The 26,592-nt window shown below is 67.2% G+C and carries 24 protein-coding genes; 18 read left to right on the forward strand and 6 right to left on the reverse strand.

Annotated elements, in window-relative coordinates:
* The first annotated feature begins 1 nt into the window (after nt 1).
* The 6 genes from LQ144_RS07085 to LQ144_RS07110 all read left to right on the forward strand — a co-directional run bounded on the left by LQ144_RS07085 (nt 2) and on the right by LQ144_RS07110 (nt 6,093).
* Nucleotides 2-529 (forward strand): DUF3180 domain-containing protein, encoded by a 528-nt coding sequence (locus tag LQ144_RS07085; protein ID WP_230117869.1) that lies wholly within the window; start codon nt 2-4, stop codon nt 527-529.
* Nucleotides 510-1,022, forward strand: a complete 513-nt coding sequence (locus LQ144_RS07090; protein WP_230117870.1) for a PH domain-containing protein — start codon at nt 510-512, stop codon at nt 1,020-1,022. Before LQ144_RS07085 ends, LQ144_RS07090 begins: the two co-directional genes overlap by 20 nt.
* Nucleotides 1,019-2,563 (forward strand): PH domain-containing protein, encoded by a 1,545-nt coding sequence (locus LQ144_RS07095; RefSeq protein ID WP_230117871.1) that lies wholly within the window; start codon nt 1,019-1,021, stop codon nt 2,561-2,563. The genes LQ144_RS07090 and LQ144_RS07095 overlap by 4 nt, the downstream gene beginning before the upstream one ends.
* On the forward strand, nt 2,556-3,476 hold the full coding sequence (locus LQ144_RS07100; protein ID WP_230117872.1) for a DUF2520 domain-containing protein: 921 nt from the start codon (nt 2,556-2,558) through the stop codon (nt 3,474-3,476). Before LQ144_RS07095 ends, LQ144_RS07100 begins: the two co-directional genes overlap by 8 nt.
* Nucleotide 3,477: 1 nt before the next feature.
* Complete coding sequence (locus tag LQ144_RS07105; RefSeq protein WP_230117873.1) at nt 3,478-4,407, forward strand: pantoate--beta-alanine ligase; 930 nt, start codon at nt 3,478-3,480, stop codon at nt 4,405-4,407.
* Nucleotides 4,408-4,581: 174 nt separating this feature from the next.
* Entirely contained in the window at nt 4,582-6,093 is a 1,512-nt protein-coding gene (locus tag LQ144_RS07110) for an MDR family MFS transporter (protein ID WP_230117874.1), read from the forward strand.
* A gap of 46 nt (nt 6,094-6,139) precedes the next feature.
* On the opposite strand, the gene LQ144_RS07115 is transcribed toward LQ144_RS07110, so the two are convergent.
* Nucleotides 6,140-6,976, reverse strand: a complete 837-nt coding sequence (locus LQ144_RS07115; RefSeq protein WP_230117875.1) for an alpha/beta hydrolase — start codon at nt 6,974-6,976, stop codon at nt 6,140-6,142.
* 41 nt (nt 6,977-7,017) lie between these two features.
* Nucleotides 7,018-8,004: an alpha/beta hydrolase gene (locus tag LQ144_RS07120; RefSeq protein WP_230117876.1), complete on the reverse strand. Its 987-nt coding sequence runs from the start codon at nt 8,002-8,004 to the stop codon at nt 7,018-7,020.
* A gap of 98 nt (nt 8,005-8,102) precedes the next feature.
* Here LQ144_RS07120 and lysS point away from each other — a divergent pair, with 98 nt between their 5' ends.
* The 9 genes from lysS (at nt 8,103) to dhaM (ending at nt 18,915) form a co-directional block, all read left to right on the forward strand.
* Entirely contained in the window at nt 8,103-9,641 is a 1,539-nt protein-coding gene (gene lysS, locus LQ144_RS07125) for a lysine--tRNA ligase (protein WP_230117877.1), read from the forward strand.
* A 2-nt stretch (nt 9,642-9,643) separates the two neighbouring features.
* Nucleotides 9,644-9,910, forward strand: a complete 267-nt coding sequence (locus LQ144_RS07130; protein WP_230117909.1) for a hypothetical protein — start codon at nt 9,644-9,646, stop codon at nt 9,908-9,910.
* Nucleotides 9,911-10,047: 137 nt separating this feature from the next.
* Nucleotides 10,048-10,374 (forward strand): Lsr2 family protein, encoded by a 327-nt coding sequence (locus LQ144_RS07135; RefSeq protein ID WP_230117878.1) that lies wholly within the window; start codon nt 10,048-10,050, stop codon nt 10,372-10,374.
* A 491-nt stretch (nt 10,375-10,865) separates the two neighbouring features.
* Nucleotides 10,866-13,358, forward strand: coding sequence for an ATP-dependent Clp protease ATP-binding subunit (locus tag LQ144_RS07140; protein ID WP_230117879.1), 2,493 nt, complete (start codon nt 10,866-10,868; stop codon nt 13,356-13,358).
* Nucleotides 13,359-13,544: 186 nt separating this feature from the next.
* Entirely contained in the window at nt 13,545-15,668 is a 2,124-nt protein-coding gene (locus LQ144_RS07145; RefSeq protein ID WP_230117880.1) for a prolyl oligopeptidase family serine peptidase, read from the forward strand.
* A gap of 24 nt (nt 15,669-15,692) precedes the next feature.
* Complete coding sequence (locus tag LQ144_RS07150; RefSeq protein ID WP_230117881.1) at nt 15,693-16,202, forward strand: amino-acid N-acetyltransferase; 510 nt, start codon at nt 15,693-15,695, stop codon at nt 16,200-16,202.
* A gap of 345 nt (nt 16,203-16,547) precedes the next feature.
* Nucleotides 16,548-17,549, forward strand: a complete 1,002-nt coding sequence (dhaK, locus tag LQ144_RS07155; RefSeq protein ID WP_230117882.1) for a dihydroxyacetone kinase subunit DhaK — start codon at nt 16,548-16,550, stop codon at nt 17,547-17,549.
* Between the two features lie 2 nt (nt 17,550-17,551).
* Nucleotides 17,552-18,178 carry a dihydroxyacetone kinase subunit DhaL gene (gene dhaL / locus LQ144_RS07160; RefSeq protein ID WP_230117883.1) on the forward strand — a complete coding sequence of 209 codons (627 nt, stop codon included), beginning with the start codon at nt 17,552-17,554 and terminating at the stop codon, nt 18,176-18,178.
* Nucleotides 18,175-18,915 (forward strand): dihydroxyacetone kinase phosphoryl donor subunit DhaM, encoded by a 741-nt coding sequence (gene dhaM / locus LQ144_RS07165; RefSeq protein WP_230117884.1) that lies wholly within the window; start codon nt 18,175-18,177, stop codon nt 18,913-18,915. The genes dhaL and dhaM overlap by 4 nt, the downstream gene beginning before the upstream one ends.
* A gap of 3 nt (nt 18,916-18,918) precedes the next feature.
* Here dhaM and LQ144_RS07170 read toward each other — a convergent pair whose 3' ends face one another.
* The 3 genes from LQ144_RS07170 to LQ144_RS07180 all read right to left on the reverse strand — a co-directional run bounded on the left by LQ144_RS07170 (nt 18,919) and on the right by LQ144_RS07180 (nt 21,084).
* Complete coding sequence (locus tag LQ144_RS07170; protein ID WP_354962133.1) at nt 18,919-19,326, reverse strand: hypothetical protein; 408 nt, start codon at nt 19,324-19,326, stop codon at nt 18,919-18,921.
* Between the two features lie 271 nt (nt 19,327-19,597).
* Entirely contained in the window at nt 19,598-20,416 is an 819-nt protein-coding gene (locus LQ144_RS07175) for an A/G-specific adenine glycosylase (protein ID WP_230117908.1), read from the reverse strand.
* Nucleotides 20,417-20,637: 221 nt separating this feature from the next.
* Complete coding sequence (locus LQ144_RS07180) at nt 20,638-21,084, reverse strand: hypothetical protein (RefSeq protein ID WP_230117886.1); 447 nt, start codon at nt 21,082-21,084, stop codon at nt 20,638-20,640.
* 258 nt (nt 21,085-21,342) lie between these two features.
* Between LQ144_RS07180 and LQ144_RS07185 the strand changes: the two genes are divergently transcribed.
* A complete protein-coding gene (locus LQ144_RS07185; RefSeq protein ID WP_230117887.1) occupies nt 21,343-22,047 on the forward strand; it encodes a hypothetical protein in 705 nt (234 codons plus the stop codon).
* 15 nt (nt 22,048-22,062) lie between these two features.
* On the opposite strand, the gene disA is transcribed toward LQ144_RS07185, so the two are convergent.
* Entirely contained in the window at nt 22,063-23,139 is a 1,077-nt protein-coding gene (gene disA, locus LQ144_RS07190) for a DNA integrity scanning diadenylate cyclase DisA (protein WP_230117888.1), read from the reverse strand.
* Nucleotides 23,140-23,520: 381 nt separating this feature from the next.
* Between disA and LQ144_RS07195 the strand changes: the two genes are divergently transcribed.
* Both LQ144_RS07195 and LQ144_RS07200 read left to right on the forward strand, forming a co-directional pair.
* Nucleotides 23,521-25,134, forward strand: coding sequence for a peptide chain release factor 3 (locus LQ144_RS07195; RefSeq protein WP_230117889.1), 1,614 nt, complete (start codon nt 23,521-23,523; stop codon nt 25,132-25,134).
* Between the two features lie 77 nt (nt 25,135-25,211).
* Nucleotides 25,212-26,432 carry a beta-ketoacyl-[acyl-carrier-protein] synthase family protein gene (locus LQ144_RS07200; protein ID WP_230117890.1) on the forward strand — a complete coding sequence of 407 codons (1,221 nt, stop codon included), beginning with the start codon at nt 25,212-25,214 and terminating at the stop codon, nt 26,430-26,432.
* Nucleotides 26,433-26,592: the final 160 nt, after the last annotated feature.

The raw sequence follows: 26,592 nt of genomic DNA on the forward strand, positions 1-26,592 counted from the left end.
AGTGAAGCCCATGAATCCGCTGCTGCTCGCGGTGGTCGGCCTGGCCGTGGCCATTGCCGGCTGGTCCGCTGCCGTCCTGAGCGGCCGGTACGGCATGGCCACACCGGTGCTGCCGCCCACGGGGCTGGTGACCATGGGCGTGATCGTGGTCCTCACGCTGGTGCTGGGCATCCGCGTGCTCCGCTGGCGGAACGGCAAGAAGAAGAAAATGCTCAACCCGATCCTGGCCGCCTGGACGCTCGTCCTGGCCCAGGCCTGCGCCTACACGGGCACGGTGCTGCTCGGCTGGCACGCGGGGATCTTCGTGGAGCAGCTGCGGATCTGGAGCCTGCGCAGCAGCCAGGAACTCACCGGGCTCGCCTTGGGCATGGGGGGCGGCGGACTGGTCATGATCGTGGTGGGGCTCGTCGTCGAGCGTTTCTGCAGGATCCCGCCCGAAGACGGCGAAGATGCTGCGAAAGGGCTGCCGGGCCACCCACGTCCCGGCAAGGCCAAAGGGGAAGGCGAATATGCCTACCGCGGCGATTGATCCGCCCGGGATCACCTGGCTTCGGGTTTCCCCCAAATACGTCACTGTCCGCCTGGTGGAGTGGGCCGTGGGCAACTTGATTGCCGTCGGGCTGCTGAGCTTGTCCCTGGTCTTTGTGCTGCTCGGCTGGTGGAAGTGGCCGCCGTTGTGGCTGGCCGTTACGGTCCCGGCGTTCCTGCTCGTGCTGGCACTGTGGCGTCTGACCCTGATTCCGCGGCAGGTCCGCGCCATCGGCTACGCCGAGCGCGACGACGATCTTCTGATCCGCGGTGGCATCTTCTTCCAGCGCGTCATGGTGGTGCCGTACGGGCGGATGCAGTATGTGGACATCAGCGTGGGGCCGGTGGAGCGCGGACTGGGGCTGTGCACGCTCAAGCTTCACACAGCGTCCGCCGGAACCAACGCATCGATTCCGGGGCTGCCCGCCGAAGAAGGGGCCCGCCTGCGCGAACAGCTCTCGGCGCGCGGTGAAGCCAGGCTGGCCGGACTGTGAGCGGGGACGGGCTTTCTTCCGGAACGCCCGACGGCGAGTGGCTGAGGGTGCATCCGGCGTCGCCCTTTGTGCGGGGCTGGGTTGCACTGGCGGCCATCGGCTACTTCTTCGGGCGTGACACATTCGAGAGAATGCTCCGGGGCGAGCCCCTCGTGGATGACCAGATTGCCGGACGTGCCCCGTGGCTCGTCGGCGGCGGCGCTTTGGTGCTGCTGCTGGCGGTCCTGGGGTTCATCATGTCCTGGTACTTCACCCGGTACCAGGTGGCGGAAGGCTACGTCCGCGTCAACACGGGCTTCCTGTTCCGGCAGCAGCGGCAGGCGCGCCTGGACCGGGTCCAGGCGATCGACATCGTCCAGCCGCTGCTCGCGAGGATTTTCGGGCTCGCGGAGCTGAAGTTCGAAGTGGCTGACGCCGGTGAGTCCGCGGTGCGGCTTGCCTACCTCCGCATTGACGATGCCCGGCAGCTGCGCGCCACCATCCTGGCCCGTGCCTCGGGGGCGGGGCTGGACCCCGACCATCCCGAAGCGCCCGCGCCGGAGGCGCCGGAGCGCCGGGTGCTGCAGGTCCCGCCGTCGCGCCTCATCGGATCCCTGCTCCTCAGCGAGCAGAGCGTCGTTATCGTGCTGGGCGGCGCGGCATCCGTGCTGCTGTCCGCGTTGACGGAAAACCGGGCTTTCTTCCTGTATCTGATCCCCGCGGCCCTGGGCCTGTTTGCCGCGTACTGGGGCGCGTTCCACAAAGGCTACAACTTCACCGCTGCCATCTCCCCGGACGGCATCCGGCTCCGCTACGGACTGCTGGACACGCAGGCGCAGACTCTTCCGCCGGGGCGGATCCAGGCGCTGAAGGTGTCGCAGCCGCCGCTGTGGCGCATCTTTGGCTGGTACCGGATGCAGGTCAACGTTGCCGGCTACGGGGCCGCCGGGAACAATGGCGAGGCGGCGTCCCGCACCACGCTGCTGCCCGTGGGAAAGATCGGCGACGTCTTCAACATGCTTGCCCTGGTCCTGCCGGACCCCGGAACTGACGACCCCCTCCGCGTTTTCCGGGCCGGGCTGTCCGGCCTGGATTCCGACGGCGGTTTTGTCACCACGCCGCGCCGCGGCCGCTTCCTCGCCCCGCTGGGCTGGCGACGGAACGGCTTCGCCGCCACCGACACCGCACTGCTGATGCGATCGGGGCGCTGGTGGCGCACGCTTGTGCTGGTGCCGCACCAGCGCACGCAGTCGATGGCGCTGCACCAGGGCCCGCTGGCCCGCCGTTACGGCCTGGCGGACCTCGTGCTGCACACCACCGCCGGTCCCGTTACCCCGCGCGTGATCCAGGCGGGCGTGGACGAGGCCCAGGCACTCTTCGACCACCAGGCCGCCCGCGCCCGGGCTGCGCGGAAGCGCCAGACCAGCGAACACTGGCTCGCGCAGGTGGCTCCCATTGCAACGCTGGCTGCGCCCGACGGAACCCAGGATCTCGATCAGCGGAGTCCGCTCGATCAGCCCCGCCCCCACTCACCGCAACAGGAAGGCCCGCAACGTGGCTAAGCCCGGACGCCTCGGCGTTGGAATCATCGGCGCCGGCAAGGTAGGCGCGGTCCTCGGGGCGGCGCTGCGCGCGGCCGAGCACGCCGTCGTCGGGGTTTCCGCTGTGTCGGACGCAAGCCGGGAACGGGCGGAAACGCTGCTTCCCGGCGTTCCTGTCCTGGACGTGCAGGACATCGTGGAACGCTCTGAGCTGGTGCTCCTCGCAGTGCCGGACGACGCCCTCGGCGGCTTGGTCGAGGGGCTGGCGAAGCTTGGCGCCTGGCAGCCCGGCCAGCTCGTGGCCCACACCTCCGGCCGCTTCGGCGTCGGGATCCTGCACCCCGTCCGCGCCGCCGGGGCCGTGCCGCTGGCCCTGCACCCTGCCATGACCTTCACCGGCATGAGCCTCGACCTGACCCGGCTTCTGGACTGCACGTTCGGCGTCACGGCGGACGCCGTGATGCTGCCCATCGCCCAGGCCCTCGTGGTGGAAATGGGGGCGGAACCGGTGGTGATCGCCGAGGCTGACCGCGTCATCTACCACGCTGCCCTGGCGCACGGCTCGAACCACCTGGTCACCCTCGTGGCGCAGGCGTCCCAGTTGCTCAGCGAAGTGGGCGTTGATGCTCCCGAACGGATGCTCGGGCCGCTGCTGAGGGCTACGCTTGAGAATGCCCTCGCCTCCGGCGAGTCCGCGTTGACGGGGCCGGTGGCCCGCGGTGACGCGGGGACCGTCGCGGCGCACGCACGGGCGCTCCGGGAGCACGACGGCGGTGCCGGCGGCGACATCCTCGCGACGTATCTCGCGATGGCGCGGGCAACGGCGCGGCGGGCCGAAGGCAGGGGGCTCTTGAAGCAGGACCAGCTGCAGGGCATCCACGACGCCCTGAAAAATACAGAGGAAGACGGCCCCGGGGCCAAGGGAGGACACTGACATGGCAATCCGACTCGTTACCACGGCGGCCTCCCTCCGCGCCCAGAGCCGTCACCTCCTGACCCAAAAACAGGGCTCCTCCCAGGGGCTGGTGCCCACAATGGGTGCCCTGCACGAGGGCCACGCCCGGCTGGCGCGCACCGCCGTCGAACAGAACGACGTGGTGGTGGCCTCCATTTTCGTGAATCCGCTGCAGTTCGGCGAGGCCGTGGACCTGGAAAGGTATCCGCGGACCCTCGAGGCGGACCTGGCGCTGCTCGAGGCGCAGGGGGTGGACCTGGTGTTCGCCCCCTCGGTGGAGGAGATGTACCCGGACGGGCAGCCCATGATCCGGATCACGTCCGGCCCGCTCGGCGAGAAATGGGAGGGGGCGTCACGGCCGGGGCATTTCGACGGCGCCCTCACCGTGGTGGCCAAACTCCTCCACCTTGGAATCCCCGCCACAGGGCTGCCCGGGGAAGGTGCGTTCGTCACCGGCGCCGGGGGAGGGCTCCCCGCCTACCGCGCCTACTTCGGCCAAAAGGACGCCCAGCAGCTCGCCCTGGTCAAGCAGATGGTCGCGGACCTGAACTTCCCGGTGGAGATCGTTCCCGTGCCCACCATCCGTTCCGCGGACGGGCTGGCGCTGTCCAGCCGCAACCGGTTCCTCTCGGCGGAAGAACGCGATGCCGCCCTGGTTTTGTCGCGGGCGCTGCGGCTCATCGAGGAACGGGCCGACGCCCGCAAGCCCCTCGAAGTGGAGTCGGCGCAGGCCCTGATCGAGTCCCAGCCGTTGGTGGAACTGGACTACCTTGAAGTGGTGGACCCCCGGACGCTGGAGCCACTCGCCGAGAACTGCCGCGAGACCCCGTTCCGCGGCGAGGGCCTGGCCATCGTTGCCGCGAAAGTCGGTGCCATCCGGCTGATCGACAACCTTCCGCTGAATTCGTAGGCCGGCGCCCCGGGCTGGGGGCCCGGGCCGGCAGCCCGCGGTTGCCCGGGCTGCCCCGCAGCCGTCCGCGTCGGACCGCTGCCCATGTACGGGAATGCCTCGGGTCACTAGACTGTTGCAGTCTGCAGCGGCGCCGATCGCCAGCCATCCTTCCGAACTCACTGAGGCCTCGCCATGTCTACTGAAGTAACGTCAAATTCCCACGGTGAACCGGGGCCGGAGAAGTCCGGAAACGTGAAGTCCGCCGGGCTCCGGTCCCCGCAGCAGCAGCCAGCCGCCGACAAGATGTCCCGCGAGTCGGTGACGGTCATCGCCACGCTGCTCGTGGCCACCTTCGTGGTGATCCTCAACGAGACCATCATGAACGTTGCCCTGCAGCGGCTCATGGTGGACCTTCAGGTGGATGCGCCCACGGTGCAGTGGCTGTCAACGGGCTTCATGCTGACCATGGCCGTCGTCATTCCAACTACCGGGTTCATCCTGCAGCGGCTGTCCACCCGGGCCGTCTTTTTGCTGGCCATGGGACTCTTCTCCGGCGGAACCGCGCTGGCGGCTCTGGCACCCGGTTTCGGGGTCCTGCTGCTGGCAAGGATCGTCCAGGCCGGCGGCACTGCCATCATGCTGCCCCTTCTCATGACCACCATCCTCACCCTTGTTCCGCTGGCCAAGCGCGGTGCCGTCATGGGCAATGTCAGCATCGCCATCTCCGTGGCCCCGGCCATGGGCCCCACGGTGTCCGGCCTGATCCTGCAACACTTCTCCTGGCGCTTCATGTTCGTCTTCGTGCTGCCCATTGCCCTGGCGGCGCTGGCGATCGGCGCCAAGTTCCTGACCAATGTCGGCGAAACGGAGAAATCCCGGCTCGACTTCCTGTCGGTAGTGCTGACCATCCCGGCTTTCGGCGGGCTGGTCTACGGTCTCAGCCAGATCGGCGGCGGCCACGGCGGCGACGACGGTCCGGGCACGCTTGCCGTGGCGGCACTGGTTGTCGGCGTCACAGGGCTGGTGGCCTTCGTGCTGCGCCAGCTGCGGCTGCAGAAGTCCAAGGCGCCCCTGCTTGACCTGAGGGCCTTCAACTTCCGCATGTTCACGGTATCCGTGCTGCTGATGGTGGTGGCCATGGTGGCACTGTTCGGTGCAGTGATCCTGCTGCCGCTGTACCTGCAGGAGATCCGGGGCCTGAAGTCCCTCGAGACGGGCCTGGCGCTGCTGCCCGGCGGGCTGGCGATGGGCCTGCTCGGCCCGGTCATCGGACGCCTGTTCGACAAAGTGGGCCCCCTGCCGCTGACAGTGACAGGGTCGTCCCTCATGGTGCTGGCGCTGTGGCAGTTTTCCATGCTCGACGCCGGCACTCCCGTGTTGTGGATCGTCACCCTTCACGTCGGGTTGAGTCTTGGTCTCGCGCTGCTGTTCACCCCGGCTTTCACCACCGGGCTTAACCCTCTGCCGCCGCACCTGTACTCGCATGGTTCGGCCATCATGAGCACCCTGCAGCAGGTGGCCGGCGCCGCCGGTACCGCGCTGCTCGTGTCGATCTTCGCCGTCGTCTCGGCGGGCTCGGGCCTTGTCGCCGGAATGAGCGCCGCCTTCCTGACGGCCACGGTGATAGCCGTAGCCGCCGTCGTCCTCTCCGCCATGATGCGCAAGACGGCCGGACCCGAAGGCGCACCAGCCGCCCCTCACTAAGCGCGGACAGACACTTCAGCCCCTCAGGGGGACCTGGCGGGCGGGCTCAGCCTGCGAAGAAGTCACTCAGTTCCGTGATGAGCTTGTCCGGGGCGCGGTTGACGCCGTCGTGCCCGAAGCCCGGCAGGATGGTGTAGCTGGAGCCGGACAGGACGTCGTGGATCTGGCCGCAGGCCACGCCGAAGTAGGCCGGGCTCTTCTCGCCCACGATGATGAGCGTCTCCAGCGGCAGTTCAAGGAACGGTTCGGCCGGCATGTCGGCCGCGATGATCGCCTTGATCTCGCGGACGCCGGTGCGCATCATCTCGCGCTGCTGCTTGCCCACGGTGGTGGCCGCCGTGAACTTGTTGGCCAGGGTCAGCATGGACAGCGGCATCCGGGATGAGAAAGCGCCGCCGGTCTCCAGCCCGCGCAGCAGGACCGCGAGGGCGCGGTCGTCATCCCCCGCCGCAGTCGCGCGCTCATACTCGGTGGTCCAGTCGGCCTTAACGCTGTGGTTTACCGAGACTGCGGGGTCGTAGACCGCGAGCCGTTCCACCGGGAGGTGCCTGGCCGCGTGGAGAGCCACAGCGCCACCGAAGCTGTGGCCGAAAACGTCCGTGCTGGACGTGTGCTTCATGACGGCATCGAGGTCGTGGATGTCGACGTCCAGGGTGTAGTCGCCCGGCTGCTCCGACGACCCCCCCCGGCCGCGGCGGTTAAAGGTGTGGACCGGACGGCCGAGGGCCGCACTCAGCTTTTGGGCGAAGCGGGTGTAGTCGGCGGCAGTCACCATGGAGGCCGTTACGACCACGACGCCGGAGCCGGCCGACGCGAGCTCCGCGCCGGTGCTGAACAGCTCAAGTTTGCCGCCGTCAGGTGTGCTGATGATCTCGCTCGTCATGCTCCGAGCCTATCGGAGGCGGGGCCCGGCTGACAGCCGGGTCACGCTCGGAAGGAGTCCGAGATGTCGGTCACCAGTCCGGGCGGCAGCGACCCGCGCCGTCGCCGCCGGCTCAGCGAGTGGACGCCGCCGTCGGTGCCGTTGAGAAAGCGCGCCATACGGACGGCCAGGCGCTTTCCGGGGCGGATCGGGCCTTCGTGGAGCTGACCAGGGACCAGCGCAAACTCGATCGCCGGAACGGCCGCGGCCAGCTGGCGGCCGGTGTCCGCGAAATACCCCGGGCTCCAGCCGCCGCTGAGCATGAGCGTGGGGGTGGTGAGACCGGTGAAATCGCCCAATTCGGCGTCGGCGTCGAGCACGGCCCGCATTTCCTTGACGGCGGTGGGCAGGAGCTGCCTCATTTCGGCGCCGACGTGGGTCCGGGCGGACATGATGCTCAGCATCCGGAGCGCCCCCAGCGGCAGGTAGGACACCGGCCCCGCCGTCGCCAGCCCCTGGACCAGATGTGCCCATGCGTGGTTGAGCTGCCCTTCCGTCACGGCCACTTCCAGCTCCGGACGCCAGCGGTGGTTCAGATTGCCGGAGAGCGAGACTGCTGCGTCATAGGTTATGAGCCGCCTGACCGGAATGCTGCGGGCCGCCTGCAAGGCCACGAAGCCGCCGTAACTGTGGGCCACCACATCCTCGGATCCGGTGGCGCGCATCACGGCGGCCAGGTCACTGATCTCGGTGGCCGCAGAATACCCGTCCGGCTGCGGTGCGGACCCCGCGCGCCCACGGCGGTTGTAGCAGTGCACCGGCCGGCTGAGCAGGAGGCTGAGTTTGCGGGCGAACGGCCGGTACAGTGCGTCCGTCACCAGCGTGCCGTGGATAACGACGACGCCGGGCGCCTCCGCCACAGGTCGGGCGCCACCCGCGGTGGTCACCGGGGCGGGGGTCCCGCCGGCGGTGGCGGGCAATGCGGGCCGGAAGGAATGCACCTCAAGCTGGCCGCCGTCGTCGTCCGTCTGAACAGTCCAGGTCTCCACAGCCCGAGTCTATGCCCCACCCCTGGCGGGCTCTTGAAGGGGTGGGGCGGGCGCCCGTGGAGCCCGAAAGCCGCGCAGGCGAAGTCCCGGTAAACTTGATGCTTGTGACTTCCCAAAACACCCCCGCCCCCAAGAATGCCCCAGAGCCGCTCGACGCCAGCGAGCAGATGCGCATCCGCATGGAAAAGCGCGCCAAGCTGATCGAACGCGGTACCGAGGCGTATCCGGTGGGTGTTGAGCGGACGCATTCGCTCACCGAAATCCGTGAAAAGTACGCGCACCTGGAAGCCGACGAGACCACCGGGGACGTCGTCGGCGTGACCGGCAGGATCGTGTTTGTCCGGAACACCGGCAAGCTGTGCTTCGCCACGCTGCAGGAAGGCGGCGTGGACGGCAAGGGCACCCGGCTGCAGGCCATGCTCAGCCTGGCCAACGTGGGCGAAGAGGCGCTCGCGGACTGGAAGGCCCTGGTGGACCTTGGCGACCACGTCTTCATCAAGGGCGAGGTCATTTCCTCCCGCCGCGGCGAGCTGTCCGTCATGGCCGACTCCTGGTCCATGGCGTCCAAGGCATTGCGTCCGCTGCCGGTGCTGCACGCCGAGCTGAGCGAGGAAACCCGCGTCCGCCAGCGCTACGTGGACCTCATGGTGCGTGACGAAGCCCGCGAGATGGTCTACACCCGCGCGGCGATCACCCGCTCCATTCGCGAAAGCCTGCACCGCCACAGCTACGTGGAAGTGGAAACACCCATCCTCCAGCTGGTCCACGGCGGCGCGCTGGCGCGCCCGTTCGAGACGCACATGAACGCCTTCGACCAGAAGATGACCCTCCGCATCGCCACCGAGCTGTACCTCAAGCGCGCCGTGGTGGGCGGCATCGACCGCGTCTACGACATGGGCCGCGTGTTCCGCAACGAGGGCGTGGACTCCACCCACAGCCCGGAATTCACCACGCTGGAATGCTACGAGGCCTGGGCTGACCAGTTCGTCATGGCGGACCGGATCAAAGAGATGATCCTGGACGCGGCGGACGCCGTGGGCGCCGGGCGCACCCTGCAGAGCGAAGCCGGAGAGATCAACCTCGACGGCGACTGGGCCTGGCTGGCCGTGTACCCCGGGCTCTCCGACGCCGTGGGCCAGGAGATCACCCCGGAAACGCCGCTGGAAGAATTGCGCGCCGTGGCGGCGAAGCACGAGGTCAAGGTGGATCCCAAGTGGGACGCCGAGAAGCTCGCCGTGGAACTGTTCGGCGAGATCGTGGAGCCCACGCTGCTGAACCCGACCTTCGTCTACGACTACCCGCCGTCCGCGCAGCCGCTGGCCCGCCCCCACCGCGAGGACGGCCGCCTGATCGAGGCCTGGGACCTCATCATCGGCGGCATGGAGCGCGGCACCGCCTTCTCCGAGCTCATCGACCCCGTGATCCAGCGCGAACGACTCACCGAGCAGTCGCGCCACGCCGCCGCCGGTGATGTCGAGGCCATGCAGCTGGACGAGGACTTCCTCCGTGCCCTCGAGTACGGAGCGCCGCCCATGGGCGGCATCGGCTTGGGCATCGACCGCCTCGTGATGCTCTTCACCGGCGCCGGGATTCGGGAGACCATCCTGTTCCCGCTCCTGAAGCCCGAGGGGCACTGACCATGGAGTATGTAGCCGTACTGCTGCCCTCCCTCGTGGTGGGCCTGATCTTCTGGTTCGCCATGAAGTCGATCTTCAACGCGGACAAGTCCGAGCGCCAGGCCGAGGCCAGGGCGCAGGCCGAAGCCGACGCGCAGGTGGAAGCGGCCGCGCAGGCCGCGGGGCAGGAAAAGAGGCAGCCGGGTACCCGCCCGGATTTGCAGCCGAATGCCCGGGAGGCATTTCCGCCCGCAGGCCCTTCGGCTCCCTCGACGGAATCCGACAAATAACAGGCAACATTTCTTCCCCGGGTTTTCCCCATGGAACCAAAGCGTGTTTTGACGCGTTGCCTTATTGAGGGACATACTTCATAGGGAAACATCCTGCTTTTCTGATTACACGTCCCTTTCCCAAAGAGAGAACTTTGATGGCACAGAAAGTTAATATCGTCCTCGTTGACGATCTGGATGGGGGATCGGCGGACGAAACTGTCCGTTTTGGGCTGGATGGCGTCGGTTACGAAATTGACCTGTCATCTGCCAATGCTTCAGAACTGCGGTCAGCCCTGGAACGCTTTGTTGCAGCTGGCCGCAAAACTTCCGGCGGACGCCCTGCCCGCACCAAGGCAGCAGGCGGACGCAACCAAGACTCTGCGCAGATACGCCAGTGGGCCAGGGACCACGGCTACACGGTTAATAGCCGCGGCCGCATCCAGGCTGAAATCCAGGAAGCGTACCAAAAGGCTAATTCCTAGATTGCTGAAGTCCTGAGCATTAAGAGCGGCGCCCCCGGCCTGACCCGGGGGCGCCGCTCTTTAAGCACCGAGTACTGCACGCGGCATTAATCAGCAGGCTTCCCTCTTTGTTCGGAGGAATCTGCGGGCAACTGTATTCGGTTTACCGAAGGAATCCTCCTCATCCCCGCGAATCTTCGCGGGCGAGCGAAACTTCCTGGCCCCACAGTCCGGATTGGCCCTTCCCGTAGTTCGGCCGGGACGAAATTCCGAATGTTCCGGGTCGGTCATTAAAATCCCCATTTGCGGTCCGGCTGCTAATTAGCGCCCGGGCAGCGCGCAACTGGACGTGAACATGCGCTGCGGCCCTTTCCCGACACCGGAGAGATGGTTCCGGCGGCCCGCGGAAGGAGGTGCGCAACAGTTGCGGTTTCCCCTGTGGCGAACAAGCTCCCCAAGTCATGCCTTGCCCACGTAGCATCAAAGTACGTCGTAGCTAGGAGTGTGGCGAAATGTTTGAGCGATTTACGGACCGTGCCCGTCGCGTAGTTGTGCTTGCCCAAGAAGAGGCACGCATGCTGAACCACAATTACATTGGTACCGAACACATCCTCTTGGGTCTGATCCATGAAGGTGAGGGCGTTGCCGCCAAAGCTCTTGAGTCCTTGAGCATTTCGCTCGACGGCGTCCGCGAGCAGGTGCAGGAGATCATCGGGCAGGGCCAGCAGGCCCCCTCCGGCCACATCCCCTTCACCCCCCGTGCAAAGAAGGTGCTGGAGCTCTCGCTGCGCGAAGCCCTGCAGCTCGGCCACAACTACATCGGCACGGAGCACATCCTGCTGGGCCTTATCCGTGAGGGTGAGGGCGTTGCGGCCCAGGTGCTGGTGAAGCTCGGGGCGGACCTCAACCGTGTCCGCCAGCAGGTCATCCAGCTGCTGTCCGGCTACCAGGGCAAAGAGACCACCGGGGCCGGCGTCGGCCAGGGCCAGGCCGAAGGCACCCCTGCGGGTTCAGTTGTCCTGGACCAGTTCGGCCGGAACCTGACGCAGGCTGCCCGCGAGAACAAGCTGGACCCCGTCATCGGACGCGAGCAGGAAATGGAACGCGTCATGCAGGTCCTTTCCCGCCGCACCAAGAACAATCCGGTGCTGATCGGCGAGCCCGGCGTCGGCAAGACCGCCGTCGTCGAGGGCCTTGCCCAGGCGATTGTCCGCGGCGACGTGCCGGAGACCATCAAGGACAAGCAGCTGTACACGCTGGACCTCGGGTCCCTCGTGGCCGGCTCCCGCTACCGCGGTGACTTCGAAGAGCGGCTGAAGAAGGTCCTCAAGGAGATCCGCACCCGCGGTGACATCATCCTGTTCATCGATGAGATCCACACCCTGGTGGGTGCCGGTGCCGCTGAAGGCGCGATCGATGCGGCCTCGATCCTGAAGCCCATGCTGGCCCGCGGCGAGCTGCAGACCATCGGCGCCACCACGCTGGATGAGTACCGCAAGCACATCGAGAAGGACGCCGCCCTCGAGCGCCGCTTCCAGCCCATCCAGGTCAAGGAGCCTTCGGTTGCGCACGCGATCGAGATCCTCAAGGGCCTGCGTGACCGCTACGAGGCGCACCACCGCGTCACGATTACCGACGGCGCCCTCGCCTCGGCAGCGAACCTCTCCGAACGCTACATCTCGGACCGCTTCCTGCCGGACAAGGCGATCGACCTCATCGACGAAGCCGGTGCCCGGCTCCGCATCCGCCGCATGACCGCTCCGCCGGAGCTCAAGGAGATGGACGAACGCATCTCCGAGCTGAAGATGGAGAAGGAGTCCGCGATTGACGCGCAGGACTTCGAAGGCGCCGCAGCGCTCCGCGACAAGGAGCAGAAGCTCATCACCGAGCGCTCGGAGAAGGAACGCCACTGGAAGACCGGCGGGATGGACGACATCTCCGAGGTTGACGAGGACCTGATCGCTGAAGTCCTGGCCAACTCAACGGGCATTCCGGTCTTCAAACTGACCGAGGAAGAGTCCTCGCGACTGCTCAAGATGGAAGACGAGCTGCACAAGCGCGTAGTCGGCCAGAACGAGGCCATCCGGGCCCTGTCCCAGGCCATACGCCGCACCCGTGCAGGGCTGAAGGATCCGAAGCGCCCCGGCGGCTCGTTCATCTTTGCCGGCCCCACCGGCGTCGGCAAGACCGAGCTGGCCAAGGCCCTTGCCGAGTTCCTGTTCGGCGAAGAGGACGCCCTGATCACCCTGGACATGTCCGAGTACTCGGAGAAGCACACGGTATCGCGGCTCTTCGGTGCCCCTCCGGGCTACGTCGGCTACGAAGAGGGCGGTCAGCTGACCGAGAAGGTCCGCCGCCGTCCGTTCTCCGTGGTCCTGTTCGACGAAGTTGAAAAGGCCCACGCGGACCTCTTCAACTCCCTGCTGCAGATCCTGGAGGACGGCCGCCTGACCGACTCCCAGGGCCGTGTGGTGGACTTCAAGAACACCGTGATCATCATGACCACCAACCTCGGCACCCGGGACATCTCCAAGAGCGTCGCCACCGGCTTCCAGTCCGGCACGGACACGCAGACCGGTTACAACCGGATGCGGGCGCGGGTCACGGAAGAGCTCAAGCAGCACTTCCGGCCTGAGTTCCTGAACCGTGTTGACGACGTCGTGGTGTTCCCGCAGCTGACCCAGGACGAGATCATCGAGATCGTGGACATGTTCGTGGGCCGCCTCGAGAAGCGCCTCAAGGATAAGGACATGGGAATCGAGCTCACCACGGCAGCCAAGGTGCTCCTGGCCACGCGCGGTTACGATCCCGCAATGGGTGCGCGGCCGCTGCGCCGCACCATACAGCGCGAGATTGAGGACCAGCTGTCCGAGAAGATCCTCTTCGGAGAGATCCACGCGGGCGACATCGTTGTGGTGGATGTGGACGGCGAGGGAGACGAAGCCAAGTTCACCTTCGCCGGCAACGCCAAGCCGCGCATCCCGGAGATCGCTCCGAGCGCCTAGGCTCCAGCCGCACTCTGCTCCATCGAGGCCCCGCCCGCACCCGCAAGGGAGCAGGCGGGGTCTCCTGCGTGCCGCTGCCGCAGCGCACAGGCCGACCACACGTACCGCCTGCGTAGTCTGAAAGTACTGTTTCACTGTCAGTGAACGCATCTGTGATCCACGGCACAGGCAGTGTTGAATCGGCACATGGCTTCTGATGACGCAGCGATCCTGCGCGACCAACCTGCGACCCCCTTCCACGACGTTGGCCACTATCTGGCGATCCCGCGCGTCAGCGGCCTTGCCCTGAGCCCGGACGGGCGCCGGCTGGTCACCACCGTTGCCACGCTGAACAGCACGGGCACCGAGTACGGCACGGCCCTGTGGGAAATCGACCCTGCGGGCGAGAAACAGGCCCGCCGGATCACGCGCAGCGCCAAGGGCGAGGCCGGTGCCGTGTTCGCGGCCAACGGGGACGTTTACTTCACCTCGGCCCGCCCCGATCCGGAGAAGACGGACACCGACAGTGACCCCGTGAACGCCCTCTGGCTCCTGCCAGCCAGCGGCGGCGAGGCCCGGGTGGTGCTGGCCCGGGCCGGCGGCGTGGAGAAGGTCATGGCGGCGAGGAACGCGGACGCGGCTTTCGTCGCGGCATCGGTGCTTGCCGGTTCCACGGACGAGGACAACGACGCCGAACGCCGGAAAGCGCGCAAGGACAACAAAGTGGCGGCCATCCTCCACAGCGAATACCCCGTGCGGTATTGGGACGCCGACCTCGGCCCCGCGCAGCCGCGCCTCTTCGCAGTGGAACCCGGGCCCGACAAGGAGCCGTCAAAGCCAGACACGGTGGACAGCGCCGCGCCCCTGAAGCTGCGGAATCTCACCCCGAACGCGGGATCCAGGCTCCGCGAGGCCGAGTCCGTTGTCAGCCCGGACGGCACAACCATCTACACGAGCTTCGCCAAGCCCCTGCCCAAGGCGGACCTCCGCTCGGTCCTCGTGGCCGTGGACGTCGCCACCGGCACGCAGAAAGTCCTTCTCGACAAGGAAGGCATGAGCTACTTCCCGGGCCCGGTCAGCCCCGACGGGCGGACGCTCGCCGTTGTCAGTGAAAGCGACACGACTCCCCAGGAGGCCCCGCAGGTCAAGCTTCACCTGCTCGACGTGTCCGGGGAGGCGGACGCGGAAGACCTCACGCCACTGGCCCACGACTGGGACCGCTGGGCCCACCCTGAAGCGTGGCTCCCGGACGGTTCCGCACTGCTGGTCACGGCTGACGACGACGGCGCGTCCCCGGTTTTCAGTGTCACGGTTGCGGCAGGAGCCGCCCGGGGGAGCGTCGCCCGGGTGACGCCGGACGCAGCCGCCTACACCGACGTCGTGGTCTCACCGGACGGCCGGAGCGCGTACGCGCTGCGCAGCTCCTACGAGTTTCCGTCGGAACCGGTGCGCATCGACCTCGCCGCCGGGGCGGTCACCAGGCTCCCGGCACCGGCCGGGCGGCCGCACTTTGAGGGGACGCTGGAGCGCGTGGAGACGACCGCGGCGGACGGCTCCCGGATTCCCGCTTACCTTGCCCTGCCGGCGGGGGCGTCAGCGGAAAGCCCGGCACCTCTGCTCCTCTGGATCCACGGCGGCCCGTTGGGATCCTGGAATGCGTGGACGTGGCGCTGGAACCCCTGGCTGCTCACGGCCAAAGGCTACGCGGTCCTGCTGCCGGACCCGGCCCTGTCCACGGGCTACGGCCAGGCGTACATCCAGCGCGGCTGGGGCGGCTGGGGCAAGGCGCCCTTCACCGACCTGATGGCGATCACAGACGCTGTGGTGCAGCGGCCGGACATCGACGAAACGCGGACAGCCGCGATGGGTGGATCCTTCGGCGGCTACATGGCGAACTGGGTGGCCGGGCAGACCAGCCGGTTCAAGGCGATTGTGACCCACGCCAGCCTGTGGGCACTGGACCAGTTCGGGCCCACGACTGACGCCTCGCAGTACTGGCTCAAGGAAATGACGGCGGAGATGGCGCTGGAGAATTCGCCGCACCTGCATGTGGAGAAGATCAGGACGCCCATGCTCGTGATCCACGGGGACAAGGACTACCGGGTGCCCATCGGCGAAGGCCTGCGGCTCTGGTACGAACTGCTCTCCAAGTCCGGGCTCGCCGCCGATGAGAACGGGCAGACCAGCCACCGCTTCCTGTTCTATCCGGACGAGAACCACTGGATCCTGCAGCCGCAGCACGCCAGGGTCTGGTACGGCGTGGTTGAACATTTCCTCGCCAAAAACCTGCTGGACAAAGACGTCCCGCTGCCTGCCGAACTGGGCCTGTGAGCTGCCCGCCGTAAGATGGGGGCTGTGACTGACTCCTTCACCATCCGCCCCGCCCGCACCAGCGACGTGACTGCCATCAAGCGACTCGTGGCGCCCTTGGCGGAGCAGCGGATCCTGATGGCCAAGGAGACAGTGGCCTACTACGAAAGCCTGCAGGAGTTCCGGATTGCGGAGTCCGCCCAGGGCGAGGTGATCGGCTGCGGAGCCCTGCACGTGATGTGGGAGGATCTCGCGGAGGTCCGCACACTGGCTGCCTCGGACGCCTGGCGCGGCCAGGGCGTTGGCCATGTCCTGGTGGAAAGCCTCCTGGAGGAAGCAGCGGCGCTCGGCGTCTCGCGCGTGTTCTGCCTGACATTCGAGGTGGACTTCTTCAAGCGGCACGGCTTCGAGGTGATGGCCGATCAGTCGGCGCTGGACCCCCAGGTCTACTCGGAACTGCTGCGCTCGCACGACGAAGGCGTGGCAGAATTCCTGGACCTCGCCCGGGTTAAGCCGAACACGCTCGGCAACACCCGGATGATCAGGACCCTTTAGGTTCCTTGCCGGGGGCGTTGCGTCGCCGGGCGGGCGGCTGCCCGCCCGGGTTGATGCTGCCGCTCTCCGAGCGTTGCCCGCGCCGAATTTACGCTGGAACAGACCAAGATCCGCTCAACTTCCCCAAAGTCATATCTTTTCTTTTGTACATTTGCTGGATAAACTTTTCGGACGCCGGAAGGGACAGTCATTGGGGGCTGTCCCTTCCGGCGTTTCCGCAGCTGGGGCCGCGGTTTGGGCACATGGCAGCAGCCAGAGCTACCGAAGGGGCGGTGCCGGTAGTAGGGTCAAAGCACATCCTGACCGATGTCAATGACGAAGCACCGAGAGCCCAGGAGCCCGGCCGTGAAAAAGCTCATTAATGACCCCCGCGCTGTGGTGGACGAATCAGTGGAAGGCTTCGGGCTTGCCCATGCCGACCTCGTGACCGTCAGCGCAGAACCGAAGTATGTCACCCGCCGGGATGCCCCCGTTGCGGGCAAAGTTGGCCTTGTGTCCGGCGGCGGCAGCGGGCATGAACCGCTCCACGCCGGTTTCGTGGGTCTGGGAATGCTCGACGCCGCCGTGCCGGGCGCCGTCTTCACTTCACCCACCCCCGACCAGATCCTCCCGGCCACCCTCGCCGTCAATTCGGGGGCAGGAGTGGTGCACATCGTCAAGAACTACACCGGTGACGTCCTGAACTTCGAGACGGCCGCGGAAATGGCGCAGGCAGAGGGGGTGGAGGTCCGCACGGTGCTGGTCAACGACGACGTCGCCGTGGAGGATTCCCTGTACACGGCCGGCCGCCGGGGTGTGGGCGGCACAGTGCTGGTCGAGAAGATCGCCGGTGCCGCAGCCGAGCGCGGTGACGACCTTGACGCGGTGGCCGCCATCGGGGACCGGGTGAACCAGAATGTCCGGACCATGGGCGTGGCCCTCTCCGCATGCACGGTCCCGCACGCGGGCAAGCCCAGCTTCGACCTTGAGGACAACGAAATCGAGATCGGCATCGGAATCCACGGCGAGCCGGGGCGGCACCGGATCGCCATGGAACCCGCGGACGGCATTACGGACCGCCTGATGGAGCCGATACTGAGCGACCTCGGCGTGGCTTCCGGAGACAAGGTACTCCTCTTCGTCAACGGCATGGGCGGCACGCCGCTGGGCGAGCTCTACATCGTGTACCGCCGCGCGGCCCAGGTCCTGGCGGACAGGGGCGCCACCGTGGAGCGTTCGCTCGTGGGCAACTACATCACATCGCTCGAAATGCAGGGCTGCTCCATTTCGGTGCTGCGGCTCGACGACGACATGACAGCGCTGTGGGATGCCCCCGTCCACACCGCCGCCCTGCGCCGGGGCGTGTGACCGTGACCCTGGACGTCACCTGGGCTGTCAAGTGGCTGACGCTGTCCGCGCAGGCCATGGCCGAGCACCGGGTGGAGCTCATCGAGCTGGACAGGGCGATCGGCGACTCGGACCACGGTGAAAACATGGACCGCGGCTTTCAGGCCGTCCTGGACAAGCTGGCTGAAACCCCGCCCGAGACTCCCGGGGCTGCGCTCAAGCTGACAGCCATGGCTCTGATGTCCAAGGTGGGTGGCGCGGCGGGCCCGCTCTATGGCACGGCGTTCCTGCGGGCGGCAACGGCTCTGGGCGACGCGGCATATGTCGATGCTCCGGCTCTCGCCGCAGCGCTCGGAGCCGCGCGGGACGGCATCGTCGCCCGGGGCAAAGCCGAGTCCGGCGACAAGACCATGGTGGATGCGTGGACTCCGGCCGTCGAAGCGGCCATGGCGGCGGCAGGTGACGGCGACACACTCGCGGTGCTGATCGCGGCGGCCGAGGCCGCCGAAGCCGGCGCTGTGGCCACCGATCCCCTCGTGGCCCGCAAGGGACGCGCAAGCTACCTCGGCGAGAGAAGCGCCGGGCACCGCGATCCGGGGGCGGCCTCCAGCGCCCTGATCCTCCGGGCAGCAGCCGGAGCCGCCGCATGACCGTGCGGATCGTGGTGGTTTCCCATAGCGACAAGATCGCCGACGGCGCCGTGGAACTGGCAGCCCAGATGGCGCCGGACGTGATGATGGTGCCGGCCGGCGGAACCTCGGACGGCGGAATCGGCACCAGCCTGGACAAGGTGATGGCCGCCCTCGAGCAGGTATCAGGCGGCGACGGCGTGGTGGTGCTTACCGACCTCGGATCAGCCGTGATGACCGCAGAATCGGCCCTGGAGTTTGCCGAGGGAACGGCTACTGTTCTGCTCGCCGACGCGCCGATTGTTGAGGGCCTGGTGGCGGCGGCCGTGGCTGCGCAGGGCGGCGCCAGCGTCCATGCTGTCAGGCGCGCTGCCGAGGCCACCCACGGTTACCCCGCCTCACGCCCCAAGGACGAGCAACACGTTCCTGCGGGTGGGCATGCCCCTGCCAGGCACGGAACTGCGTCCGCGGGCGCCTTTGCTGAGGACGGCCAGACGCCGCCGGATGCGAGCGGAGACTTTGAGCTGGTGAACCTGGCGGGCATGCACGCCAGGCCTGCGGCGAAGATCGCCGGCGGCATCTCCGGGATGGACGCCGAGGTCACCGTGAACGGCGTGGACGGGGCATCGATGACCGGGCTCATGACGCTGGGAGCAGGCAAGGGGTCGGTGCTGCATGTGGAGGCGTCCGGTCCGGATGCGGAGCGCGCGGTCGAATATGTCGGCAGCCTCGTCAGGGCAGGTTTCGGCGAACCCTGATGGCTAGCCTGCCGTGCCGTCCTGACGGAGACCGGCTGCGTTCAGCACCACCGACGCCGAAACGAACCGTCCGCACTGCTCGCCGAAGGGGTAATTCCCCTTGGGCGTGAAGTGCAGGGTCCGGGACGGAAGCGGTTTGCCGTCCCTGAGGGCCCCCGTAACCGTGACGTCCAGGGGCGACTCGCTCAGCGTGGCCAGCTGGAGGATGCCCCTCTTAGTCCCGTCGGGTGAGGACGTGGCGGAGCAGACGCTGCCGGGGCCGTAGCCGCCCGGCGGCTCGGCATCGGGGGAGCAGCCCTGGTCTGCCGATGCAGTGCCCGGTACCAGTTGAACGTCCGCCGCCTTGCAGGTGCCGTCCTGGCAGGCCTTGACGTGGAGCGCCTTGACCGCGGCAGCGTAGTCATTTGCCACTGTCACCGCCACCCCGGGGGCCTGGGCAATCGACGGACACGCGACCTCGAACGACTGACAGCCGGAGACGAGGACTGTTGTTGTGATTGTGGCCAAAAGTACCCCTGCCTTGCCCATACTTCAGCGTAGAGCCGCTGCCGGGCAGCCCGGTCCGCCGCACGGAAACTGGTGCAGACATCGTTATGGCCCTGGGCGCATCGACTCCCAAACTGTGACCAAAACGCGCCCCCGGCTCCAGGTTTCCGGCCGGGTCCGGCCGGGCCTGCACTCATCAGCCGGGCAGCCGGTAGCCGCCCTGATGGAGCTCGGTAAGGCCGTCCTCCAGAAGCCCGGCGAGTGCCCGCTCGAGCTGTTCCGGTGCCGAGTTCAGCCGGTGCAGGGCGGCGAGCGGAACGCCGATCCCGGACGCCTCGAAGCCGAGATCTGCAGGTGCCTGCTGGAACATTTCCGCAGGTATGGGTGCATCAGCCAGCCGAAGCACGGCCATCACGGCACCGCGGACCTGCCGGTCCGTGCCGTGCCATGCCTGTCCTTTCGGCGTGTACGACGGCGGCGGCTCACCGGCGGCCCGCCAGGCGCACCTTTCGCGTACCGGGCACGCGGAACACTTCGGCGCGCGCGCCGTGCAGACCAGGGCGCCCAGCTCCATGACCGAAGCGTTCCACCGGACTGAAGTGCCGGCGTCGTCCGGCAGCAGCCCTGCCGCCAGCCGCATTTCTGCTGCCGTCAGCGCGGGCGACGGCAGCGCCGTCCCCGAAAAGAGGCGCGCATGGACGCGCCTGATATTGGTGTCCACCACGGTCTCGCGCCGGCCATAGGCAAAGGCGGCGACGGCGGCAGCGGTGTAACTGCCGACGCCCGGCAGGCTGAGCAGCTGGGCGTAGTCCGCGGGCACCTGCCCGCCGTGGTCCTGCCCGATGGCAACGGCTGCGGCGTGGAGCCGGAGGGCGCGCCGCGGGTAGCCCAGCCGGCCCCAGGAACGGACGGCTTCTCCTGCGGGTTCTCGGGCGAGGTCCGCCGGCTCGGGCCAGCGGCGGAGCCATTCCTCCCAGACAGGCAGGACGCGCACCACGGGCGTCTGCTGGAGCATGATCTCGCTGACAAGGACGCCCCAGGGCGGGCAGGCGGCTGACCGCCACGGCAAGTCCCGCGCCTCAGCCGCGAACCAGCTGCCCAGGGAATCGTGGATCTCGGTCAGCTCCGGACGGGCGGTCGCGGACGTGGCGGGGTAATCGGTTGTGGTTTTGATGCCAACACTCTAGTTGAAATCCGCTCGGTTGAAATCCGGTCGGGCGAATCGGAGCGGAACTGTCAGCTGGCCTCCTGGTGTACGTCCGGGCTGGGTTCCGGCCGGTGATAGAGGCGCTTCACGTGGCCGTGGATGGTTTCACCGCCCCGGCCATTCGCAGCCGGCACGGCCAGTGCAACCACGAAGCTTGCACCTTCGGCGTCCACTGACCGGATGGTCAAGCTCCGGGTTCCGGGTGGAATCGAAGGCGCAAAGAACTGCAGCTGCCGGGAACCGATCGTAGCAACCTGGTCGAGCCCGTACTCGGTACCGAAATGATCGTGGATGACGATTTCTGGGGTGTGGGGTTCGGTTCCGTTGGTTGAAGCCAGGTGCAGGTTCACCACGATGCCGGTGTCCCAGATCTCAACGGCGAGAACTGTGAACTCCGTCCCGTGGCTCTGGTGTTTTCCGAAAGTCAGCGGCAGCAGGACGCGTTCGAGTTGACCGCCAGACACATGATCTACCATCAGTGGTCCTTTCCTACTTGGCCCGATAAGTGGTAACCGGGATTCAATTTTAGTAAGCGTGCTGACAGTTGTCACGGGAAATTGTGCAACGAATTGGGCATGGTTTGTGCCGCGGCACGGCGTGGTGGGGCACCGGAAACCCCGGCGTTCTCTAGCCTAGAAAGACGGGCAGGCGGCAAACCGGCATTCGGGTTGTGCCGGTCCCCGGCGCCATGGGCGGCCGCGAAAATCAGCAGACACAACGGGGACGAAGAAGCAGTGAAAACACCGGCAGGAAAAACATCGGCAAGCAAGGCGCCGGCGGGCAAAAGCACAGGAAAAGGCGCCGGCGTTACGGCGCCCCGTGCCGCCCGCAAGCCGAGCGCCGCCGTCTACCGCCGACGTCGGCTGTTCGCCGGGGGAGCGCTCCTGCTGGTCCTGGGACTCACGGCGGGCGGCGTTGCCACCGTGTCCGGCGCCCTGAACGCCAAGACGGAGCAGGCTTCCTCGACTGAAGGAGGGGGCGCATCCGAGCCGAGCGGCGGCCAGACTGCGCCGGCGGCCTCCGCCGCTCCGTCCGCCACGCCGACGGCGTCGCCCACCTGCGACCAAAAACTCGTGACGGTCTCGGCGGCCACAAACAAGACGTCGTATGGTCCGGACGAGAAGCCGGTACTCACGCTGAAGGTAGCCAACGGCGGAAAGCTGCCGTGCAAGGTGAACATCGGCACATCCCAGATGGAGTACCTCGTCACCAGCGGTTCTGACCGGATTTTCTCGTCAAAGGACTGCCAGGCTTCCAGCAACGACCTGGTAAAGACGATCGCCCCGGGCAAGAGCGAAACCGCGAACTTCCCCTGGCCCCGCAACCGCTCCGTGCAGGGCTGCGAGAAGATCTCGGACGCGGCCGGCGCCGGATACTACGTGTTCATTGCCAAGCTCGGCGCCAAGGTAAGCCCGCCCACCGTCTTCCAGCTGAACTGACACTCTGACCAGGATCTAGAGGAAGCGGTCCAGCAGGCTGGCTTCGGCCATGCGGCTGAGGCCTTCACGAACTGTGCGGGCGCGCTGGTCCCCGATTCCGTCCACCGTCATGAGATCGTCGATGGTGGCGGCCATCAGGTGCTGCAGCCCGCCGAAGTGGTCCACAAGCCGGTCCGCCACGGCCTTGGGGACGGCCTTGAGCCCGGAAAGGAGCCGGTAGCCCCGCGGCTGCACCACGGCGTCGAGGGTGTCCACTCCGCCCGCGAAGCCGATGATCCCGGCGATTTTTCCTAGGTCGATCAGTTCGGTGGGGCCGAGGCTGAGCAGCGCGTTGACGGCGCCGTCGATGTCCTCAGGGGAGGCCTTCGGCCCGGCGTAGTCGCGGATGATGATGTCGCTGCCCGGCCCGCGGCCAACGGTGAGCTCGTCCAGCTGGAGGGACAGCAGCCTGCCGTCCTCACCCAGTTCCAGCACATACTGCGAGATTTCCTCGGAAATCCGGCGCACCATTTCCTGGCGCTGCAGTGTGACGGCCACGTCCCGGACGGTGACCATGGCCTCGATCTCCAGGGCGGACAGTGAGCTCGTGACCTGGTCCAGCCGGGACCGGTAACGTTCGAGCGTTGCGAGGGCCTGGTTGGCGCGGGCCAGTACCTTTTCCGAACCCTCCAGCACGTGCCGCAGCCCGTTCACGTACAGCGCGATGATCTGCATGGACTGGCTCACCGAGATCACCGGAACGCCGGTCTGGATGGCCACCCGCTCGGCGGTCCTGTGCCGGGTGCCGGATTCCTGCGTCTCGATGCTCGAGTCGGGCACCAGCTGCACGGCGGCGCGGAGGATGTTGCCGGCGTCCTTGTCGCAGATGATGGCACCGTCCATTTTGGCCAGTTCGCGAAGCCGTGTGGGGGAAAAGTCGATGCCAATGTCGAAGCCGCCCGAACAGATCGATTCGATGGTCCGGTCCGAGCCCAATACGATCAGTGCGCCGGTGCGTCCGCGGAGAATGCGTTCCAGGCCATCCCGCAGGGGGGTTCCCGGGGCTACCCTCCCCAAAGTCGCCTTCAGCGATTCTTCAGGGCTCCGAGCCATAAACATTCCCTTCACAGGTGCAGGCCGGGCCTGCAGGTATGCCGGTTTTCGGAAGTCTGCCGGCAGGATCAAAAGTACTCGGTTTCCCGCTTGCACCATCCTAGACGTAGATTACAGCAACAACCGCACAGACAAGCCTTAAAGTGCCCCATTTGAGACCTGCGGGGAGGGCGTTCGGAGTGCACCCGACGGCGGCCGGCGAGACTCCATTTTGGCCCTGTTTCGGCGTTGCTTCCGGCCCTGCGATAAACTTGAACCCTTGGCTGGTGCGCCCTGCCGCCGCCCGCCTCCAGATTCCGGGAACCCGGTTTCCAGGAATCCGGTGTCAAGTCTCCATTCCCACATCCAGGGTCCTCCGCGGATCCCAGCGAAAGTAGCACCGTGTCCCAAGAAGTCCTCAGCCCCGCCCGGGTCCACGAGATTCACAAGCAGGCGGCCCGGCGCCGGACGTTCGCTGTCATCTCCCACCCGGACGCCGGCAAGTCCACGCTGACAGAGGCCCTGGCGCTGCACGCCAAGGTGATCGGCACGGCCGGCGCGTCCAGCGGCAAGTCCAACCGCAAGGAAACGGTCTCGGACTGGATGCAGATGGAAAAGGACCGCGGCATCTCCATCAGCTCCGCTGCGCTCCAGTTCTCCTACCGCGACACCGTCATCAACCTGCTGGACACCCCGGGCCACGCCGACTTCTCCGAGGACACGTACCGGGTGCTGGCCGCCGTCGACTGCGCAGTGATGCTCGTGGACGCCGCCAAGGGCCTGGAAACGCAGACCATGAAGCTCTTCGAGGTCTGCAAGCAGCGCAACCTGCCCATCATCACCGTCATCAACAAGTGGGACCGCCCGGGCCTGGACGCCCTGGCGCTCATGGACGAGATCACGGAGCGCACCGGCCTGCAGCCCATGCCGCTGACCTGGGCCGTGGGCATCTCCGGCGACTTCCGCGGCGTGTGGGACCTGCGCAATGACAGGTTCGCGCGGTTCCAACGGAACAACGCCGGGGCCAACATCGCCCTCACCGAGTACTTCACCCCGGAGGAGGCAGCGGAGAGCCAGGGCAACAACTGGACCGACGCCGTGGACGAGGCCGGACTGGTCATCGAATCCAACCTTGAATTCAACGTGGAGAGCTTCCACGCGGGCAAGGCCACCCCTATCCTGTTCAGCTCCGCCGCGTTGAACTTCGGCGTCAAGGAGATCCTGGACGCTCTGGTTGACTTCGCGCCGCCCGCCGCGCCGCGTCCGGACGTCGAAGGCCAGCCCCGTGCTGTTGAGTCACCGTTCGCAGGGTTCGTCTTCAAGGTCCAGGCCGGCATGAACAAGGCCCACCGTGACCACGTGGCCTTCATCCGCGTCTGCTCGGGCGTGTTCGAGCGCGGCATGGTGGTTACCCAGACGCGCACCGGCAAGTCCTTCGCCACCAAGTACGCCCAGCAGGTTTTCGGCCGCGAACGCGAGGTCATCGACGAGGCCTTCCCGGGCGACGTCGTGGGGCTGGTCAACGCCTCGTCGCTTCGGGTGGGGGACAGCCTTTTCCTCGAGGAGCCGGTGGAGTTTCCGGCCATCCCACTGTTCGCGCCCGAGCACTTCCAGGTTGCGCGTTCCAAGGACCCCAGCCGCTTCAAGCAGTTCCGCCGCGGCATCGAGCAGCTCGAACACGAGGGCGTCATCCAGGTGCTGCGCTCCGACGTCCGCGGTGACCAGGCACCGGTGCTTGCCGCCGTCGGCCCCATGCAGTTCGAAGTGGTGGAGGACCGCATGGCGCACGACTTCAGCGCACCGATGCGGCTGGAGCGCCTCCCGTACTCCATGGCGAGGATTTCGACGGCGGATGCCATGCCCGCGCTGGCCAACGTGGTCGGGGCTGAGGTTCTTCTGCGGTCCGACGGCGAGTACCTCGCCCTGTTCAACGACGTGTGGGCGCTGCGCCGCATAGAGAAAAACCACCCTGACCTCACGCTGGTGCCGATCGGGACGCACAACCCGGCCAAGTAGCCGCGGCCATCCGGCTGCCGGCCGGTTCCGAATACTCAACGGGAGTTTCGCTCCAGTTCCAGGAAGCAAGGTGTGTCATGTCTGCAGTTCCGCCCCGGGCCGTCGTCACCGGAACGGGCACGATGAATCCGCTCGGGTCCACGGTCCCCGAAACCTGGACCTCCATGCTGGCCGGGCGATCAGGCATTGCCGCCCTTGACGAGGACTGGGCGCAGGCCCTGCCGGTGCGGATCGCGGGGCGGGTCACGGCTGACGTGGCGTCGTTGCTGACCACCCGCGAGTTCAAGCGGATGGACCGCTGCGGGCAGCTTGCGCTTGTCGCTGCCCGTGAGGCCTGGGTGCAGGCCGGGACCCCCGACGTCGACCCCGAAAGGCTCGCCGTGGTGATCGGCTCGGGCTACGGGGGACTGGACACCACGCTCGCGCAGACCCGGGAGCTGGACGGCGGTGGCCCGCGAAAGGTCTCACCGCACACGCTGACCCGGATCATGGTCAACGGCCCGTCGGCCTGGGTCTCCATCGACCTCGGTGCCCGCGGCGGGGCACGCACACCGGTCAGCGCCTGCGCGTCCGGGGCCGAGGCGATCGCCCAAGGCGCCGAAATGATCCGGTCCGGAACGGCCGACGTCGTCATCGCCGGAGGCGTGGATGCGTGCATCAACGACCTGATCATCAGCGGCTTCGCGCAGATCCGGGCCCTTTCCACCCGCAACGGCGATCCGCAGGGCGCTTCCCGTCCATTTGACCGGGACCGCGACGGCTTCGTCATCGCGGAAGGCGCCGGAATCCTGGTGCTGGAGAGCGAGGACCATGCCCGGGGTCGCGGCGCGGAAATCCTGGGCGCTGTCGCGGGAGGCGCAGTGACCTCGGACGCCAGCGACATCGTGGCCGCTGATCCGGAGATGCAGCGAAGGGTCATGCAGAAGGCGCTCGCTTCGGCCGGGCTCAACGGGGCGGATATCGGGTTTGTTCACGCCCACGCCACGTCCACCCCTGTGGGCGACCGCCTCGAGGCGCAGGCCATCAAAGCGGTGGTGGGAGACGGAGTGCCGGTGACCTCGACCAAGTCGCTCACCGGACACCTGCTGGGCGGGGCGGGCGCGCTTGGCGCGATTGCCACGCTCCAGGCCCTCAGGACCGGCGAGCTGCCCGGGACATACAACATCGGCAGCCTTGATCCCGAGGTCGATTTGAACATCATCACCGGAACCGTGCGCGGCAGCACCGCGACGGCGGGACTCGTCAATGCGTTCGGCTTCGGCGGCCACAGCGTGGCGCTGGTGGTCACCGGGTCCTAGGTGTGCTCGGCAAGCGTCGCGCTCGGCGTCTCCGCCGCCCTTGAGATCCCCGCCCTGCTCGTCATCGGCCGGCTGGGCCGCCGCTTCTCCAGCCGGGCGCTCATAGCCTCGGGCTGCCTTGCCGGAATCGCCTACTATGCCGCGATGGCATTTGTCGACA

Origin of the sequence: Arthrobacter sp. Bi83 (assembly GCF_918698095.1) — a bacterium.
Taxonomy (GTDB): Bacteria; Actinomycetota; Actinomycetes; order Actinomycetales; family Micrococcaceae; genus Arthrobacter.